Raw genomic sequence first — 15,828 nt, 5'->3', positions numbered from 1 at the left:
CCGCTGCCATGGCCGCGCGTCGCTTTCGCCCATCGGGTGGCAACGCGGGCTGAGAAGGGCTCCGGAGGGGCCTGCCGAAGCACGCCCCCCCGCCTCAACGCCACAGATACGCATATCCGGCGAACCAGCCTTGCAGCTTTGCCAGCGCCCTGAGCCGGATGGCCGGGCGCGGGATCGTATCATCGGCCAGCCGGTCGACGGCAATTTCCACCGGGCAGGCGGTGCCGGTGACGGGGTCGAAATAGCGCGGATAGGAAATCAGAACGGCATGGGTGAGGGCCGCCAGCGAGGGCCGTGCGTTGCGGCGCGCGGGCACCGGGCCGAGATCCCGCGTCAGACCCCATCCGGCATAGAAGGGCGCGCCAAGACAGGTGACGGGCACGCCGCGCAGCAGCGCCTCGAACCCCAGCAGCGAGGTTATCGTGACGACATGGGCTGCGCGTGAAATCAGTGCCACGGGATCGGTATTTTCCGCCACCAGATCGGCCAGAGCGTCCAGTTCCGTCGCCGCGATCCGCCCCTCGCGCAGGCCGGCCTCGACATCGGGATGGGGCTTGTAGATCACAAAGGCCTGCGGGTGCAGCGCGCGGGCGCGTCGCAACAGGTCAAGATTGGTCCGGATATCGCCGGCACCAAGCCGGATCGAGGCGTCATCCTCGACCTGGCCGGGCACCAGCACCACATCGCGGCCCCGGGGCAGGTCCAGCGCCGGTGCCGCCCCGACATTATATTTGCTGAGCCCGGTTCGGATCAGCGCCTCCATCAGGGCCTCGGCCCGGCGCAGGCGGGCGGCGGGCAGGGTGGCGGCGCCCGCGATCAGGGCTTCCAGCCGGCTGGGTCGGGTCGGGTCGTAATAGATGCCGAGATCATCCGACACCAGGCTGAGCGGCGGCACCAGATCGGCCCCCAACCCGCGCGAGCGCAGAAAACCGTCCTCGATCCGGGTCAGCGGCGTGCCTTCGCAAGCCGCGCGGATGGCGGCGGTTTCCTGGCCTGCCCAGACCATGATGGGCCGCCGCAACGCCATTGCGGCCTGCGGTGTTCTGGCAAAGCGCAAGGTCGCGCCGGACGCGCCGAACAGCTTTTGCAAGGGCGCGCGTTTCCAGGCCCGCATGCCCAGGGCGACATGGCCAAAGCGATCCTCGCGCCAGGCCCGGGCGCGGGCCTCCAGCGCGCCCAAGACATCCTCGAACCGGCCGAGGCGGTCGTGATAGGGGTCAAACCAGACCGGGTATTCCAGCATCACCGCGGCGAAAAGCTGTGCCCGGGTCAGCACCCGTATGCGCCGGGCGACCGGATTGCGGTCGTCGGTCAGGCCCCAGCCGGCATAGAAGGGCTGGCCGAAGATGCGCGGCCTGTGGCCCGCGAATATGGCCTCGAACCCCAGTTGCGAGGTGACCGCATAGACCGCCACCGCACCTTCCATCAGCCGCCAGGGCGAGATCGGATCGGTGCAAAGCGTGATCCCGGCGCTGCAATCCTCGGCACCGAAATGGCCCGGCCGGTGGCCGGCGCGGGTTTCGGGGTGGGTCTTGATCACGATCCGGCAGCCGGGGTTTTCCAGCCTTGCATGGACCAGCATATCGCGGAAAGTGGATGCCCGGGCCCCGCCAAGCCGGATCGAGGCGTCGCCCTGTGTCTGGTCGATCACCAGAACATAGCCCGGCGCGGGCGGCGCAATCATGGGATCGACGGCGGCGTATTTGGTCAGGTGGTTTTCGACCATCCGGGCAATGGCGTCGCGGGCCCGGTCCAGCAGCGCGGTATCATCCAGCGGATGCGTCGCCAGCATATGTTCCAGATCGCTGGGCTGGCGGCTGTCGAACCAGGCCCCGCGCCGGTCAATGGTCAGGCCGAGCGGCGGCTCGCCATCGCGGCCCGGATGCAGGGAGCGCAGAAAGGCATCCTCGACCCGCACGATATGCCCGCCGGTGGCTTTGGCCGCGGCCTCGCCGCGCGCGGCATAGCGGCTGTGGCCCCAGACCAGAATATCATCGCCCGGCCCCGGTTTGCCAAGCCGAAGGTCAAACCCGGCCAGCCGCAGGATGCGGCGCACCCGGGTATTGGTCAGAAATCCACCGTTGAAATAGAACGCCCGCCGGGGGTGATCCCCGGCGGGCGTGTTCGGGCTGGAGCCCTGCATCAGAGCAGCCCTAGCCGCCGGAGGCCAGGCTGCTGATCGAGCCTGCGGTGCCAAGCGTGCCGGTCAGCGCGCCGATAACCTGGTTCCACTGGGCAAACGGGGCCAGCGTCACATAGAGCGTATCCTCATCCCGGATCACGAAATCGCGGGCCTCGAACATGCCGGTTGGCGCGGTCAGATCCAGCACATAGATGAAGCGCTGCGTGCCGGTGATATCGTTGCGGCCAAGCACGGCGCGGGCAATCGATTCGGGTTCATTCCGCAGGATGAAGACACCGGTGGGATCGGCCAGGCTGGGGTTCAGGCCGCCGACGGTGGCAATCGCCTCGATGGCCGAAATCGTCTGGGTGTCAAACGGCACCCGGGTCTGGACATTGGTGGCACCGAGCGCGGTAAAGGTGCGCTGATCTTCCTCGACCAGGATCCGGTCGCCGGCGCGCAGGGCGATATCAAGTTCCGGGTTGGAATAGAGATCCTCGAACCAGATGGTGCCGGAATGATCGCCGCGCACGACGGTGATCTGGGCAATCTCGGCCTCGATGGCGACACCGCCGGCGCGTGCCAGCATCGCCGACAGGGTGCGTGTGGGCCGCTCAATGGCAAAGACACCCTGGCTGCCAACCGCACCGACGACCGAGACCGTTGCGCCATCGCCCGCCACACGGCGCACGATGATCTGCGGATCAGGGGTCTGTTCATCGAGATTGCGGGTGATGATCTGGCGCAGGGCATCGGGCGTGTTGCCGGCCGCCCGGACCCGGCCCGCATAGGGGATGAAAATGAAGCCCGAGCCGTCGACCTGGACCTCATCGAGCACGGTGCTGGGGGTGCCGGTCGCGCCAAGCAGCGGGTCGGTCACGTTTTCCCAGATGGCAAGCGACAGCGTGTCGCCGGGTCGGATCACATCCGAGCCAAGTGTGCCTGCATTGATGAACTCTTCGGAAAAGCCAAGTGATTCGACCACGGATGTGGCGCGCAGCACGCGGTCATTGACGGCGACGACAAAGGCGTCGCCCTGGCGCTGCACCGAGCCCTGGAAAAGTTCATTACGGTTGGGGCCGGATCGCGGTAGCAGGCCACATTGGGCCACCAGCGACACAACCACCAAAAGAGCGACGAACCGCGCCCTTCGGGAAGTCAGCGATTTCACGGAATTCCGCTCCTTATTGCCTGTACTGCCTCGTTTATTTTTTTGCGACTTTAGCGAATAAATCCCGCCAAGGCCAGATTTTGTTATTTCACCACCCGCAGGTGTTGCCTTGGTGCCGGTCGGCCGGCATTCAGCGCCTCATAGGGGTCCTCGGGCGAGAGCATCATATCGACCACCTGGCGCAGCAATTGCCGCCGCCCGCGCGCCGAATAGAAGCTGCCGGTGATCTGCGAGGTCTCCAGCAGGTAATGGCGATAATCGCGATAGGCGCGACTGTCGGGGCGGTTCGGGGTCTGGAAGAAATCATCGAGGGCCTGGGTCGAGACAAATTCCGGTTTCAGATAGACCGCCGTGCCAAAGGCCTTGAGCGGCAGCCCGCGCCAGAGCGCCTGTTGGGCGGCGGTGGAATTGACGGTGACGGCGCTGCGGGCATCGTCGAGCAGCCGGGCCAGTTTGCCGCCGCGCACGTAATGGACGCGATCTGCCACGCCCCTTTCGCGGGCGATCCGGGCAATCACCCGGCGCAGTGGCACGCGGCCATCCTCCAGCGGGTGCGATTTCAACACCAGATGATGATGCTGCGGCGCACCGGCGGCAAAGCCTTCGATCAGCATCACCAGGAAATCGGTCATGGTTGCGAACGGCCCGTGTTGCTGGAACGAGGCGTCATGTTCAAGCTGCAACAGCGCCAGATGATAGGGAAAGCCGCCGGTCTTGATCCGCCATGTCGCGACCATGCGTAGGATCGAGTGGATCGGCATCAGCGCCATGCGGCGCAGATAGAGGCGAAATTCACGCGCGACGGTGATGTTTCGATGTGGCCGGAAATTGCGGTAGGTGAGGTTCAGGAACATCACGAACCAATGGTAGAGCGCGCCGTAAAAGATGTGCTGGCGCATGTCGCCCCAGCGCGCCGGCGCATCGGGCAGATCCAGGTCCAGCCCCTTCAGCGCGCGGCGCATCTGCGCCACGGATGTTGTCATCAGCCGCGAATGGCCATTGGCCCCGCCGCGTTCATAGGTCACCCAATAGGGGCGCAGGTAGCCTTCCTCGAACACATGCACGGCCAGGCCCAGATCGCGCGCTATGGCCACGGCATGGGCATGGATCGGCCTGGTATCGCCATAGAGCACCACATCGGTGGTTTTTTTCTCGACCAGGAGATCGGCGAACCGGGCCGGCCAGTTCTCGACCGTGCCGCGATAGGCGATATAGCTGGGCCGGTGATACCAGAAGGCGCTGTCGCCCTGGTTGAACCCGACGCGCCAGACATCGGCCCCCGCCGCGCGCAACATCTTGCCCAATTGGTGGAAGAAAGGCCCATGCGGGCCCTGTAAAAACAGGAAGGAACGGTTTTCTGCGGCCGTGATTGGCACAGGAGGCCTCGTGATCATGAATGCTGTGGTAGCGGGTCGCGTCCGTTTTTGCACGGCCCAATGGCACCATGAGGGCCGGTTTTGGCCCGGAATGTGGCATCGTGCGGGGCTTGTCTGGGCAAAGCCGGGCGGCCAGCGTCAGGACCCCTTAATCCTGCATCACTGGTTTGACAGATTTTTTCTCTGACAAGGCGCGGGGCGCATGTAAATCTGGTTGATTTTCAAAGCCCCGCAACGCGGTCAGGGGGAAAATCCGTCAAATCCGAAAGGACGCTGATTTGCCATCATCTCAGCGTTTCGGCGCGCTTGAAAATGGAGCCACCATTGACGGCGCGATCCAAACCACTGATATTTCGGCAAGTAAGGAGGATAAGAAATTGATCCGGGGGATCAATTTCCCGACGAACGCGCCAGTGACGCAGGATTAATGGGTCCTGACGCTAAGTCATGTCAGGCAAGCAAGAGGGCCCGCAATGTTTACTGGCATCATCACCGATATCGGCCGCGTCACCCGGCTGGAGGCGCGTGGCGATCTGCGCGCCCGCATCGCCACCGGCTATGACACGGCCAGCATCGAGATCGGGGCCTCGATCGCCTGTGACGGGGTCTGCCTGACTGCGGTGGCGCTTGGGCCGGACTGGTTCGATGTCGATATTTCGGCCGAGACCGTGTCGAAAACCAATATCGGGCAGGATGGCTGGACCGCCGGCAAACGCATCAATCTGGAACGTGCCTTGCGGGTGGGGGATGAATTGGGCGGCCATATCGTGTCGGGCCATGTCGATGGTGTGGCCGAGGTGGTGGCAATGGCGCAGGAAGGCGACAGCACGCGGGTCACGTTGGCGGCCCCCGACGCGCTGGCCCGGTTCATCGCGCCCAAAGGCTCGGTTGCGTTGAGCGGCACCTCGCTGACGGTGAACGATGTCGATGGCTGCCGGTTTGGCGTGAACCTCATTCCGCATACCCGGCAGGTGACGACCTGGGGCGATGTGAAACAAGGCGACCGGATCAATCTGGAGATTGACACGCTGGCCCGCTATGTGGCGCGGTTGCAGGATTGGGCCGGTTGATGCGCTGACAAAACGGGCAGTTCGGGATCGGGGGGTGTTTTCAGACCGCCCGCACTGGTCTGGCGCGGCGCGGGCCCATAGCCTGAGCTGTATGAGCTCCATCGGACATAATAGCGGCCCCAGCCTGGAACCGGGCTTTGGCTTTCGCAAACATGCCTGGGGCAAGGCGCGAAAATCGCTGCTGAAAACCCTGCCGATTGAAATATTGCGGGTCCGGGTGGCGCGGGCGAAACGGCTTGGCATTGATTATACCGCCTATGCCTCGATCCGGGCCGCCAGCGGTCATGATGTGGTGGCCTTCCTGTTCTCGGGCAATGCGTTGGATCTGGGCCGGAGCCGCATCACGATGCCCGCCAGCAGGGCAGACCGGTTGCGCGTGCTCGGCTCTGCCGCCACCCGTGTCGCGGCCATTCACCTGCCCACCGATCCCGCCGCCGTGCTGGCGCAAAACCCGGATCTGCTGGAGGCCGCAACCCGCGCCCCCGGTTTCACCGAAAGCTGGCCGGCGATGCGCGACCGCATTCGCGCCAGCCTGCAGGCCCAGGGATTGCCGCCCGATGGCACCGTGTTGATCCCGGCCACCGCCGTGGAACGCGAATGGTGCGCCGCCGGAAAGCTGGCGGGCATCATTCCGGCAGACAAATTCTTTTCTCTTTCATCTTGGTAAAAATACCTCGGGGGGTTTGGGGGGCTGGCCCCCCAACCGGTCGGATTGCGCAGCAATTCGAAACCCCGTCCGTCTCAACCCCAGATATCGCCAAGCGTGAAGCCCTCGGGAAAAGGATCGCCGGGATCGAGCAAGTGCTGCGAAATGCCGTAAATCCACGCCTGCCCCGAAAGCGTCGGGACAATCGCGGGGTAATCGCCAACTGTCGTCACCTCCTCAATCCGACCGGTGAAGGTGGTCCCCAATGGCCCCTCATTGACGTAATCCTGCCCCGGATCCAGCAGGCCGCGTGCATGCAGGCAGGCCAGTTTGGCGCAGGTGCCGGTGCCGCAGGGGGACCGGTCCAGCGCGCCCGAGGCTGCCCCGGGGCGCGTATGAGGCCCCGCGTTTGACACCGTGACAGCGCTGCGCCCATGCGCTCCGGGCCCGGTGGGCGGGGCGGTCAATTGCGCAATCGTGGGGCCGGTTATCGCGGCGTTCTCGGGGTGGGTCACGGGCAGTTGTTCCGCGGCGGCGCGGCGCAGCGCCTCGGACATGCGCACCGTGTCAGCCCCGGTCTCGGGGCTCAGATCCAAGCCGAACTGCGCCGCCTCGGCGATCACGAAAAACATGCCGCCCCAGGCGATATCGACGCGCGCCTTGCCAAAGCCCGGCACCGCTATCTCGGCATCCAGATGCAGCGCAAAGGCGGGCAGGTTTCGGAAGGTCACGCGCGTGACCTTGCCGCGCGCGCAATCGGCGCGCACCCGGATCAGCCCGGCAGGGGCCTCCAGTGTCAGCTCGGTCACAGGTTCCACCATCGCCAGGATGCCGGTTTCCAGCAGCACCGTGACGACGCAGATGGTGTTTGACCCCGACATTGGCGGGTATTCCGATTGTTCCATGATCACAAAGCCGGCATCGGCGCGCGGATCGCAGGGCTCCACCAGCGCATTGCAGCACAGCACCGGGTTGCCGCGCGGCTCGCGCAGCATCAGCTTGCGGATATGATCGCCCTCAGCCTCCAGCCACTGCATTTTCTCGAAGACCGATGCGCCCGGGATCGGCGGCAGACCGCCGGTAATGACGCGACCCGGCTCGCCCTCGGCATGGGCCTCGACCGCCGTGATCATTCGGGACATGCGCATGGGCGGGTTCCTTTCGGGATCCGGTGAAACACAGGCTAGGGCTGGGGGCTGCGTCCTGTCCAGACCGGTTTTCGCCGGGAAGGGCTCTGGCGCCTTGCGATGGGCTGCGCTATTGCCGGTGCCAGCAAACCGGAGACCCCCGCGCATGAGTTTTGAAACCCCCGGACCCGTCGAAACCGATTTTTCCGGTGCCATCGCGCCGATCGAAGAGATCATCGAGACCGCGCGCCAGGGACAGATGTTCATACTGGTCGATCACGAGGATCGCGAGAATGAGGGCGATCTGGTGATCCCGGCGGGCTTTGCCAGTGCCGATGCGATCAATTTCATGGCCACGCATGGCCGTGGTCTGATCTGCCTGACCCTGCCTGCCGAACGGGTCGAGGAATTGGGCCTGCCGATGATGGCGATGCATAATTCATCGCGCCATGAAACCGCCTTTACGGTGTCGATCGAGGCGCGCGAAGGTGTCACCACCGGCATTTCGGCCGCCGACCGGGCGCTGACGGTGGCGACCGCGATCAACCCGCAGGCGGGGGCGGCCGATATTGCCACGCCGGGGCATGTATTTCCGTTGCGCGCCCGGCGCGGCGGCGTGCTGGTGCGCGCCGGTCATACCGAGGCCGGTTGCGATGTGGCGCGGCTGGCCGGGCATTACCCGGCCTCGGTGATCTGCGAGATCATGCGCGAGGACGGCTCCATGGCGCGGCTGCCCGATCTGGTCGGCTATGCCAAAACGCATGGGCTGAAGATCGGCACCATTTCGGATCTGATCGCCTATCGCTCGCGCAATGACAATCTGGTGGTCGAGACCGCCCGCGAAACCGTCACTTCCGAATTTGGCGGCATTTGGGACATGCGGATCTTCACCGATCAGACCCATGGCGTGGAACATGTGGTGATGATCAAGGGCGACATCACCACGCCCGAGCCGGTTCTGGTGCGCACCCATGCGCTGCATGAGGCCTCGGACCTGTTGGGGCTTGGCCCCAAACCGGCGCATGAATTGCAGGCCGCGATGGAAAAGGTCGCCGCTGAGGGGCGCGGGGCGGTCTGTCTGTTTCGCCAGCCGCGCCACAGCCTCTATGCCCATGATGACGAGGGCCCGCGGACCATCAAACATACCGGCCTGGGGGCGCAGATATTGTCGAAACTGGGGGTGGAAAAGTTGATCCTGCTGACCGATTCTCCGCAAACCAGATATCTGGGGCTGGATGCCTTTGGCCTCTCCATCGTCGGCACCCGCCCGATCATGAAGGAAAGCTGAGCCATGGCCGGATCTGAAACCCACCACATGCTGGCGCTGCCCGAATTTGACAGGCCGGTGAAGCTGCTGATTGTCGTGGCACCCTATTACCACGATATCGCCGATCATCTGCTGGCCGGTGCGGTGGCCACGCTACGCCAGGCCGGGGCCACTTATGAGATCATCGAGATGCCCGGCGCGCTGGAGGTTCCGACCGCCATATCCATCGCCCATGCCCAGGCCAATTTCGACGGGTTCGTGGCGCTTGGCTGCGTGATCCGGGGCGAGACCACGCATTACGAGACGGTCTGCAATGACAGCAGCCGGGCGCTGCAACTGCTGGGGCTGGACGGGGCCTGTATCGGCAATGGCATCCTGACGGTCGAGACCCGCGCCCAGGCGGAAGTGCGGGCCGATCCGGCGGCGCAGAACAAGGGCGGCGGCGCTGCGGCGGCGGCTTTGCACCTGATTGCGTTGACGCGGGCGATGGGGCGGCCTAAAGGCGGCATCGGATTCAAGCCGCGCGGCGAAGAGATTTTGATCGCGGGCGATGCAGAAGGACCACAAACCGCATGAGCACAGCGCCCCCCTCAGGCCCGAGCCGGGAAGAAAAACGCCAGATGAAATCGGCGGCGCGGCTTTATGCCGTGCAGGCGCTGTTTCAGATGGAGGCCTCGGGCCAGACTGTCGAAAAAGTGCGGGTGGAGTTTGAAACCTACCGCTTTGGCGAAGAGGTGGCGGGCGCGGCACTGGTCGAGGGCGATGTGACGCTGTTTCGCAAGCTGCTGGAAGATACCGTCAACTGGCAGGCCCCGATCGACCAGATGACCGACCGGGCGCTGGTGGAGAAATGGCCGATCGCGCGGATCGATCCGACCATCCGGGCGCTGTTTCGCGTGGCCGGGGCGGAGCTGACGCAATCGGACACGCCGCCACGCGTGGTGATCAACGAATATGTCGATGTGGCGCGGGCGTTCTTTCCCGAAGGGCGTGAACCCAAATTTGTGAATGCCGTGCTGGATCACATGGCGCGCGAAGCCAGGCCCGAGGCGTTTTGACCCCGCGCCATGTGACCCGATTACCGGTTGCCAAGACGTGGCTTAGCGCCCCTCGACCACGAAAAACCGGGTGTTTTTCTTGAGCCAGACAATGGTGAGCTGCGCGATGACGGCAAGGATGAACAGCGCGTGCAGGCCATAGGCCTGTGACAGCGCTTCTTCACCTTCGACATATGTTGACCCCAGCTCCAGCAGATAGATCAGGCTGATGGCCCCAAGCCAGGTCGGATGTTCGCGCCGCACCACGCTGCGCCATTTGAAGGGCAGGGCAGGGGGCTGCCAGTTGCGGAAAATGGGGATGAAGGCGGGCGTCTTGCTGGCCCAGTCGGTATAGGTCTGCCCGAAGGTCTTGACGAGAAACTTTTCCTCGGCGGCGATGATACGTTCGAAATAGATCACCAGGATCAGCGCCATGGCGACGCCCAGAAACAGGGTCTGCGGGTAAAGCGCGACGCCGATATAGGTGATCGCATTGCCCAGATAGAGCGGGTTGCGCAGCACCGAATAAATGCCGGTCGTGTTCAGTGAATTTGCCACCTGACCGCGCGTGTTGCGCCCCGATGTGCCGGCCGGGACATGCCCGACCGTATAGGCGCGAATGGCCAGACCGGCGAAGATCATGGTCAGGGTGATCGCCTCGTAAATCTCGCCGACAAATTCGCCGAACTGGATCTCGACCCGCTCACCGCGCCAGATCGCATAGGCCACGAAGGGCAGGAAAGCGCCCAGAACAAAACTGCGCCACCGAAACAGCGTGGCCCCGCTTTTGGCGAAATGGTCGTTCATCAACATGGGGTTACCTCTTTTTCGCGATCCTAGACAGAACGGCGTTGACGTAAACAAATAAAATTGGTCATGCGCTGTTCCCTGCCGTTTTTGCGGCCAGATTTTTCTGGAAAAATCTGTTTGGCGGAAGAATTTTCTGGAAAATTCTTCTATGCTTCGACGGTCGGGATCACCCAATCGGTTCCGCGCGCGGTGGTGATGTATTCGGGCCAGCGGAAATTGATCGGCGGGGCATAATCGCAAAGCGGGGCCAGCCAGTTGGTGCCACCGATACCGCCGCCGGTGCGGTCGCGGAATTCTTCCTGCGCCGCGGTCAACATGGCCGGGTCGGTCAGGCAATCGAGCGCCGTCATCGCCACCACCTGCGCCGCGACCCGCGTCATCGGATCAATGCAGGGGCCATGCCCGCCAAGCGCATTCATCGCCCAGGCCGGATAGGCGAAGCCGGGCGGGGCGGCCAATGCGGGGCGGCCCAGGTAAAGCCGCACCGTTGGCGCGTGCCAGCAATATTCGGTATAGTCATCGGATGTGAAATGGCGCTGCGCGGGGGCCAGGGTTTCGCGGATCCGGGCCTCGGCCTCTTCGGGGTCGATCAGCTCCGATATCATCGGCAGGAACGGCTCCGCCATTTCATCGAGGCCCAGCTCGTGTTGGATGGCGCGGGCGAAATCGGCGGCCTCTGCGCCCCATTGCGGCGCGCCGACGGTTTGCAGATTGGCATAGGTGGCGCGCGCCAAGATGTGGTTGGGCAGGCCGGGGCGTGATTTTGCCACCCAGTGCCTGCGCCAATTGCAATGGCAGAGCCGGGCCGCGGCTTCGGCGAAATGATCGAGGCCACGAATGATGTGATCGGCTTCCGCCACTTCGGAAATGCGGATGAAATACATGATCTGGGCCATCTGCGCCGGGATGTTATCGGCTGTGGCCTGGCCGTGGGCCAGAATGGTTTCATTCATCGACCAGCTTTGCCCCGGTGCCATGATATGTTCGCGCAAGCCCTTGGCCGATTGATACATCTGCACCATCGCGTCCGTTGCCCCCGGCGCGCGGGCAGCGGCGTGGCTGGCGGGAATGGGCGAGGCATCACCGCCCGCCATCCAGGTTTCCGGCGCATCGCAGGTAAATTCATAGATGACGCCATAGCCCACGCCGCAATGCGTATCCCACCGCACGGTGTTGCAATAGGGGGCCATGTAGAAGGGGTGAAAGCTGATCGCGGCATCGAGATCATCATAATAGCCCGCCGCCGCGTGGATCGGTTTTGAGCCGCGAAGCTTTTCGGCCGGTTCGCCGAAGAATTTGAGGCGGCCCCTGATGTCATGGGTCTGCATCGCGGATTTGGCGGCCAGAAACCCGCCAAGCGCGCCCATGCCAAGCGCCGAATGCGGATCGGTATGGCCACCGGCATGGGGGCCAAGCCCTGCGCGCGGCATCTGGCGTGGTTCGGCCGCCTGACAATTGCCGGGGATGCCATCATATTCGGCATAGGTGCCGATCGTCGGCCCGTCACCATTGGCCCATGTGGCGCAGAAGGCGGTGGGCATTCCGGCGGAGCCTTCTTCGACCTCGAACCCTTCGCGGCGCAGCAGATCGACATAGAAGGCGCAGGATCTGTATTCGCGCCATGCGGTTTCGCCGAAGTCCCAGATTGCCCGGGTCCAATCCGAGATCTCATCCATCCGGGCGGCAACGGATTTGCGTGCGGTTTCCTTTGCCATGTCCATTTTCGGTTCCCCCTTGGCGCAAGGCTATAGCACGTCTCGGAAAACATGACCCCCTTGACGCTGCCTGCAATCAAGGATTTCAACGCGGTCCAAGCGATGCACCCTGGCTCAGCTATTTTCAGAAGTGCTTTAGCCATCCGGGGTGGCCTGCGGCAAGCGAAATGCCTTGCAAATCGGGGTTGCGACGATTTCGACGCTTGCAGCCTGCGCGCGCGCTGCTAAGTTGATTGACAACGTCAAGGAGTGCCCATGATGCCCGCCCATATCCGCATGATCATGAAACACGCGGCCATCGGTTTTGGCATTTCCGGGGCCTTCACGGCGATGATCTTGTATTTCAACATCGCCAATCTGTGGCATCTGGTGACGAATACCGCTGAGGGACCGATTGCCGTGATCATGCTGGTGGTGTTTGGCGGGATCACATTCGGGTCGGTCCAGATCGGATATGTGATCATGACGATGGGCGATGTGGATGACACCCCCAAGGGCGGAAAGCGCGATGGCGTGCCGGCGTCGGATATGGTGGCAATCACGGTGCATCGCGCGCAACCCTCGCGGCGCGGTTAACGCGTATCGGGTTCTACCTGGGATAAACCGGGCCGCAATGCGGGTTCGCGCGTGTTCCTGCCTGCCCCGCGTCTTCGCGGATCCCAAGGGCGGCGCGAACGCCGCTGAGGACAGGAAATAATGCGGCGGGGCCACCACAACCGTGGGGGTGTCGAATTCCGGGGACCTGTATGTACAGGTGGGCACCAGGTAAACGGACCACGGTCCGAACAGAGCCAGCTCCCTTGGAATTGTTTAAGGCCGCTGGAATATTGCCCCATCACGGGAAGGGCAGACCCCGCCTGTGATCTGACATAGGGCGTGCAGGGGGCCGGGGCAAGGGGCGTCAGCCCCTGATGGGTCAGCGTGATGCGGCTGCCGCTGCCCGAGACCAGCGGCCCGATCATCGCCGATGCCTATGACGCGCTATAAAGTAAAACCTGCAGCGGCCCGGCGCAAAGTGCTGATCGGGAAATGCACCGGCATTGCCCGCAGGCCTGCCCCGTTCCGAAAACCGGGACAATTTAGAGCGCGTCGCGCCAAATCGAATTCACCGGCCGACCCGAACGCATTCGATTGCGCGAACGCTGCCTCGGTCCGGGTGATGAATGCTCGAATCCGATCAGGCGCGACGCGCTATAACTAAAATTGCGCTTCATCTTGGCAAAAATACCTCGGGGAGCGCGAGGGGCAGCGCCTCTCGCTCCCGGTCCTCCCGCCTTGTTCAGCGCCTGGCCCCCTTGCGCACCGCTTCGGCAGCCACACGCAGCTCTTCGGCGATTTCCAGCGCCTCTTCCGGCTCGAAATCCAGCGGCAGATCGACGCCTTCGGCTTCGACATAGATCCGCACCATCCCCATCGAGGTCGGCCCGATCTGCAAATTCGCGGCCATGTCGCTGTCACTGTTGATGCCCATGATACCCTCCGGCTGAACAGGAATAGCCCGCAGGTAACCTCCGGGCCGGGCTGCTTCAAGCGAAATTGCCCGACACACCGGATTGAAGCGATCCTGCCGACACATGATGACGACATGCAACCCCATGCCCGCCAGGCGTGAAAAGAGGCCGATCTGAGCTGACAGAAGGCTTGCAATCCATTGCGCGCTTGGGTATCCCCCGCGCCAGTGCCGCCTTAGCTCAGTTGGTTAGAGCGCTGGATTGTGGATCCAGAGGTCCCCCGTTCAAGCCGGGGAGGCGGTACCACCTTTCGTATCCCGGGCTCAGGCCGCCACATCCAGCCCGGTCACCGCGCCCTTGCCGTAATTCTGGCCGAACTCGGTGGCCATGAAATCGGCCAGTGCGACCTGTTCCTGGCGCACAAAACCTGCATTCGGCAAGCGGCCCATGCGCATCAGATCCATCACGCCGCAAACGCCCGAGGCGGTGGTGATCTGGATCGCGCTCCAGGTCTTGCCGCTGATCTCGCGTGCCACCGATTTGTTGATGAAACTTTTCTCGCGATATTCGCCGTCGATCCAGCCGGTGGCGGTGCAGAACACCAGCACCACATCCTGATCGGTGCGCGGCAGCGCCGTCTCGAACACGTCGCGCAGCAGGTCGCGGCGGCTTTCCAGGCGCAGATCCTTGAGCAGCAGCTTGATGATCTCGCAATGACCGGGATAGCGGATGGTGCGATAGGAGACGTGGCGCGCCTTGTCGGTCAGGGTCTCGGTCAGGGTGCCGAGCCCGCCGGATGTGTTGAAACATTCGTAATCGACGCCATCGACGCTGATCATGTCCAGATCCTGCAACGGGGCCGCCTTGGCGGGTTTGCCGTTTTCGATCACGTCGCAGGGGTTGCAATATTCGTTGATCAGCCCGTCGGTCGACCAGGTCAGATTGTATTTCAGCGCGTTGGTCGGATAAAGCGGCAGCGCGCCGACCCGCAGCGCCAGCGTGTCGAGCCTGTCGAATGTGGCGGCAAGGCTGGCCCCCGCGATGCCGACAAAGCCCGGTGCCAGGCCACATTGCGGCATGAAGGCGGTTTTGGCGTCCTTCGCCAGATCGCGCACCGCTTCGGTGGCGGTGACATCCTCGGTCAGGTCGAAATAATGCGCCCCCGCCATCTTGGCGGCCGCCGCAATCATGGGGGTCAGGAAAAACGGTGCCGCGCTGACCACCGCATCAAAGCCCGTCAGTGCCGCCGCCAGCGTATCGGTATCGCCGGCATCGACCTGCTGCACGTTGAACCCGGCTTTTTGCACCTTGGTCAGATTGGCCAGATCGGAATCGGCCAGTGTCACGGAGTAATTCGGCGAACGGTGCAGAAACTCGGCGATCATGGCACCGATCTTGCCCGCGCCCACGATGCAGACGGTCCAGTTGCGCATGGCTGGCCTCCTTTTTGGTGTTGCTTTTGACCAAGTCTGACGGCAAATGCGCGCCTGCGTCCCCCGCCGAATTGTCGGGTTTTGCGGAATTTCAGGCATTTTGCCGGATCAGTCAGGGCGTCTGTCTGACAGACCCCGCCTTTGTCGCGCGATCCGGTCTTCGGTATCGGCTTGCCTGCGATCAAATTTGCGCCCGAACACAACAGATGTGTTGGTGCGCACCACACCCGGTATTTCGCCGATCTCATCGACCAGAATGTCCAGATCCTCGATGCGCGGGGCCTCGGCCGACAGGAACAGGTCAAATTCACCATTGATCGAGAAACAGAGCTGAATTTCGGGATAGGTCGAGAGCCGTTGCAGGATCTTGCGGGTATCTTGTTGGCGGATTTCCAGAAACATCAGAATTTGCACGGTTTCTTCGCCGGGCGTGCGGCTGAGAACCACCGAATAGCCCGCAATCGTGCCGTCCTTTTCCATCCGTGCAATGCGTTCATGCACGGTCGAGCGGGCCACCTGCAGCTGCTGCGCTATATTCGTGGTGGACTCGCGCGCATTGCGTTGCAGGGCGCGGATGATGCGTCGATCCAGGGCGTCTCGCAT

Annotated in this window: 15 protein-coding genes, 1 tRNA gene and 1 other RNA gene; 7 read left to right on the top strand and 10 right to left on the bottom strand. The window is 63.4% G+C overall.

The window, feature by feature from the left end; all coding sequences use genetic code 11:
• Positions 1-94: 94 nt before the first annotated feature.
• From ACW8PS_RS11355 to ACW8PS_RS11345, 3 genes are all read right to left on the bottom strand, one after another.
• Positions 95-2,143 carry a capsule polysaccharide biogenesis protein gene (locus ACW8PS_RS11355; protein ID WP_491527526.1) on the bottom strand — a complete coding sequence of 683 codons (2,049 nt, stop codon included), beginning with the start codon at positions 2,141-2,143 and terminating at the stop codon, positions 95-97.
• Positions 2,144-2,153: 10 nt separating this feature from the next.
• Entirely contained in the window at positions 2,154-3,293 is a 1,140-nt protein-coding gene (locus ACW8PS_RS11350) for a polysaccharide biosynthesis/export family protein (protein WP_491527525.1), read from the bottom strand.
• 83 nt (positions 3,294-3,376) lie between these two features.
• Positions 3,377-4,687, bottom strand: a complete 1,311-nt coding sequence (locus ACW8PS_RS11345; protein WP_491527524.1) for a capsule polysaccharide biogenesis protein — start codon at positions 4,685-4,687, stop codon at positions 3,377-3,379.
• 455 nt (positions 4,688-5,142) lie between these two features.
• Here ACW8PS_RS11345 and ACW8PS_RS11340 point away from each other — a divergent pair, with 455 nt between their 5' ends.
• Both ACW8PS_RS11340 and ACW8PS_RS11335 read left to right on the top strand, forming a co-directional pair.
• Positions 5,143-5,739, top strand: a complete 597-nt coding sequence (locus tag ACW8PS_RS11340) for a riboflavin synthase (protein WP_491527523.1) — start codon at positions 5,143-5,145, stop codon at positions 5,737-5,739.
• 91 nt (positions 5,740-5,830) lie between these two features.
• Positions 5,831-6,406: a hypothetical protein gene (locus ACW8PS_RS11335; RefSeq protein WP_491527522.1), complete on the top strand. Its 576-nt coding sequence runs from the start codon at positions 5,831-5,833 to the stop codon at positions 6,404-6,406.
• Positions 6,407-6,480: 74 nt separating this feature from the next.
• On the opposite strand, the gene ACW8PS_RS11330 is transcribed toward ACW8PS_RS11335, so the two are convergent.
• Entirely contained in the window at positions 6,481-7,533 is a 1,053-nt protein-coding gene (locus ACW8PS_RS11330) for a proline racemase family protein (protein WP_491527521.1), read from the bottom strand.
• Positions 7,534-7,678: 145 nt separating this feature from the next.
• On the opposite strand from ACW8PS_RS11330, the gene ribB reads away from it, so the two are divergent.
• Genes ribB through nusB form a run of 3 tightly spaced genes read left to right on the top strand, consistent with a single transcriptional unit; the run spans position 7,679 to position 9,837 of the window.
• Positions 7,679-8,800: a 3,4-dihydroxy-2-butanone-4-phosphate synthase gene (gene ribB, locus ACW8PS_RS11325; protein WP_491527519.1), complete on the top strand. Its 1,122-nt coding sequence runs from the start codon at positions 7,679-7,681 to the stop codon at positions 8,798-8,800.
• A 3-nt stretch (positions 8,801-8,803) separates the two neighbouring features.
• Positions 8,804-9,355, top strand: a complete 552-nt coding sequence (locus tag ACW8PS_RS11320) for a 6,7-dimethyl-8-ribityllumazine synthase (protein ID WP_491527518.1) — start codon at positions 8,804-8,806, stop codon at positions 9,353-9,355.
• Positions 9,352-9,837, top strand: a complete 486-nt coding sequence (gene nusB, locus ACW8PS_RS11315; protein ID WP_491527517.1) for a transcription antitermination factor NusB — start codon at positions 9,352-9,354, stop codon at positions 9,835-9,837. Before ACW8PS_RS11320 ends, nusB begins: the two co-directional genes overlap by 4 nt.
• A gap of 42 nt (positions 9,838-9,879) precedes the next feature.
• Here the strand turns inward: nusB and ACW8PS_RS11310 are convergent, their stop codons facing one another.
• Both ACW8PS_RS11310 and ACW8PS_RS11305 read right to left on the bottom strand, forming a co-directional pair.
• On the bottom strand, positions 9,880-10,629 hold the full coding sequence (locus tag ACW8PS_RS11310; RefSeq protein ID WP_491527516.1) for a methyltransferase family protein: 750 nt from the start codon (positions 10,627-10,629) through the stop codon (positions 9,880-9,882).
• 143 nt (positions 10,630-10,772) lie between these two features.
• Positions 10,773-12,347, bottom strand: a complete 1,575-nt coding sequence (locus tag ACW8PS_RS11305; RefSeq protein WP_491527515.1) for a zinc-binding metallopeptidase family protein — start codon at positions 12,345-12,347, stop codon at positions 10,773-10,775.
• 252 nt (positions 12,348-12,599) lie between these two features.
• On the opposite strand from ACW8PS_RS11305, the gene ACW8PS_RS11300 reads away from it, so the two are divergent.
• Entirely contained in the window at positions 12,600-12,917 is a 318-nt protein-coding gene (locus ACW8PS_RS11300) for a hypothetical protein (RefSeq protein ID WP_491527514.1), read from the top strand.
• 124 nt (positions 12,918-13,041) lie between these two features.
• Here ACW8PS_RS11300 and ssrS read toward each other — a convergent pair.
• Together ssrS and ACW8PS_RS11290 are read right to left on the bottom strand one after the other, a co-directional pair.
• A non-coding RNA gene (gene ssrS, locus ACW8PS_RS11295) (6S RNA) lies at positions 13,042-13,197 on the bottom strand.
• A 423-nt stretch (positions 13,198-13,620) separates the two neighbouring features.
• A complete protein-coding gene (locus ACW8PS_RS11290; protein WP_491527513.1) occupies positions 13,621-13,812 on the bottom strand; it encodes a DUF6324 family protein in 192 nt (63 codons plus the stop codon).
• A 209-nt stretch (positions 13,813-14,021) separates the two neighbouring features.
• Here ACW8PS_RS11290 and ACW8PS_RS11285 point away from each other — a divergent pair.
• Positions 14,022-14,098, top strand: a tRNA-His gene (locus tag ACW8PS_RS11285).
• A 17-nt stretch (positions 14,099-14,115) separates the two neighbouring features.
• Here the strand turns inward: ACW8PS_RS11285 and ACW8PS_RS11280 are convergent.
• Positions 14,116-15,225: a saccharopine dehydrogenase family protein gene (locus tag ACW8PS_RS11280; RefSeq protein ID WP_491527512.1), complete on the bottom strand. Its 1,110-nt coding sequence runs from the start codon at positions 15,223-15,225 to the stop codon at positions 14,116-14,118.
• Between the two features lie 108 nt (positions 15,226-15,333).
• Positions 15,334-15,828 carry an Lrp/AsnC family transcriptional regulator gene (locus ACW8PS_RS11275; RefSeq protein ID WP_491527511.1) on the bottom strand — a complete coding sequence of 165 codons (495 nt, stop codon included), beginning with the start codon at positions 15,826-15,828 and terminating at the stop codon, positions 15,334-15,336.

This window comes from Alterinioella sp. (assembly GCF_058343375.1).
The sequence above is the reverse complement of the archived record's forward strand: the minus strand, read 5'-3'. Positions and strand labels throughout refer to the sequence as shown.

What these genes read in the sequence shown, in the direction of transcription:
- ACW8PS_RS11355 (WP_491527526.1), bottom strand. Translation starts at nt 2,143, where the DNA reads ATGCAGGGCTCCAGCCCGAACACGCCCGCCGGGGATCACCCCCGGCGG.
- ACW8PS_RS11345 (WP_491527524.1), bottom strand. Translation starts at nt 4,687, where the DNA reads ATGATCACGAGGCCTCCTGTGCCAATCACGGCCGCAGAAAACCGTTCC.
- ACW8PS_RS11340 (WP_491527523.1), top strand. Translation starts at nt 5,143, where the DNA reads ATGTTTACTGGCATCATCACCGATATCGGCCGCGTCACCCGGCTGGAG.
- ACW8PS_RS11335 (WP_491527522.1), top strand. Translation starts at nt 5,831, where the DNA reads ATGAGCTCCATCGGACATAATAGCGGCCCCAGCCTGGAACCGGGCTTT.
- ACW8PS_RS11330 (WP_491527521.1), bottom strand. Translation starts at nt 7,533, where the DNA reads ATGCGCATGTCCCGAATGATCACGGCGGTCGAGGCCCATGCCGAGGGC.
- ribB (WP_491527519.1), top strand. Translation starts at nt 7,679, where the DNA reads ATGAGTTTTGAAACCCCCGGACCCGTCGAAACCGATTTTTCCGGTGCC.
- ACW8PS_RS11320 (WP_491527518.1), top strand. Translation starts at nt 8,804, where the DNA reads ATGGCCGGATCTGAAACCCACCACATGCTGGCGCTGCCCGAATTTGAC.
- nusB (WP_491527517.1), top strand. Translation starts at nt 9,352, where the DNA reads ATGAGCACAGCGCCCCCCTCAGGCCCGAGCCGGGAAGAAAAACGCCAG.
- ACW8PS_RS11310 (WP_491527516.1), bottom strand. Translation starts at nt 10,629, where the DNA reads ATGTTGATGAACGACCATTTCGCCAAAAGCGGGGCCACGCTGTTTCGG.
- ACW8PS_RS11305 (WP_491527515.1), bottom strand. Translation starts at nt 12,347, where the DNA reads ATGGACATGGCAAAGGAAACCGCACGCAAATCCGTTGCCGCCCGGATG.
- ACW8PS_RS11300 (WP_491527514.1), top strand. Translation starts at nt 12,600, where the DNA reads ATGCCCGCCCATATCCGCATGATCATGAAACACGCGGCCATCGGTTTT.
- ACW8PS_RS11290 (WP_491527513.1), bottom strand. Translation starts at nt 13,812, where the DNA reads ATGGGCATCAACAGTGACAGCGACATGGCCGCGAATTTGCAGATCGGG.
- ACW8PS_RS11280 (WP_491527512.1), bottom strand. Translation starts at nt 15,225, where the DNA reads ATGCGCAACTGGACCGTCTGCATCGTGGGCGCGGGCAAGATCGGTGCC.
- ACW8PS_RS11275 (WP_491527511.1), bottom strand. Translation starts at nt 15,828, where the DNA reads ATGCGAGACGCCCTGGATCGACGCATCATCCGCGCCCTGCAACGCAAT.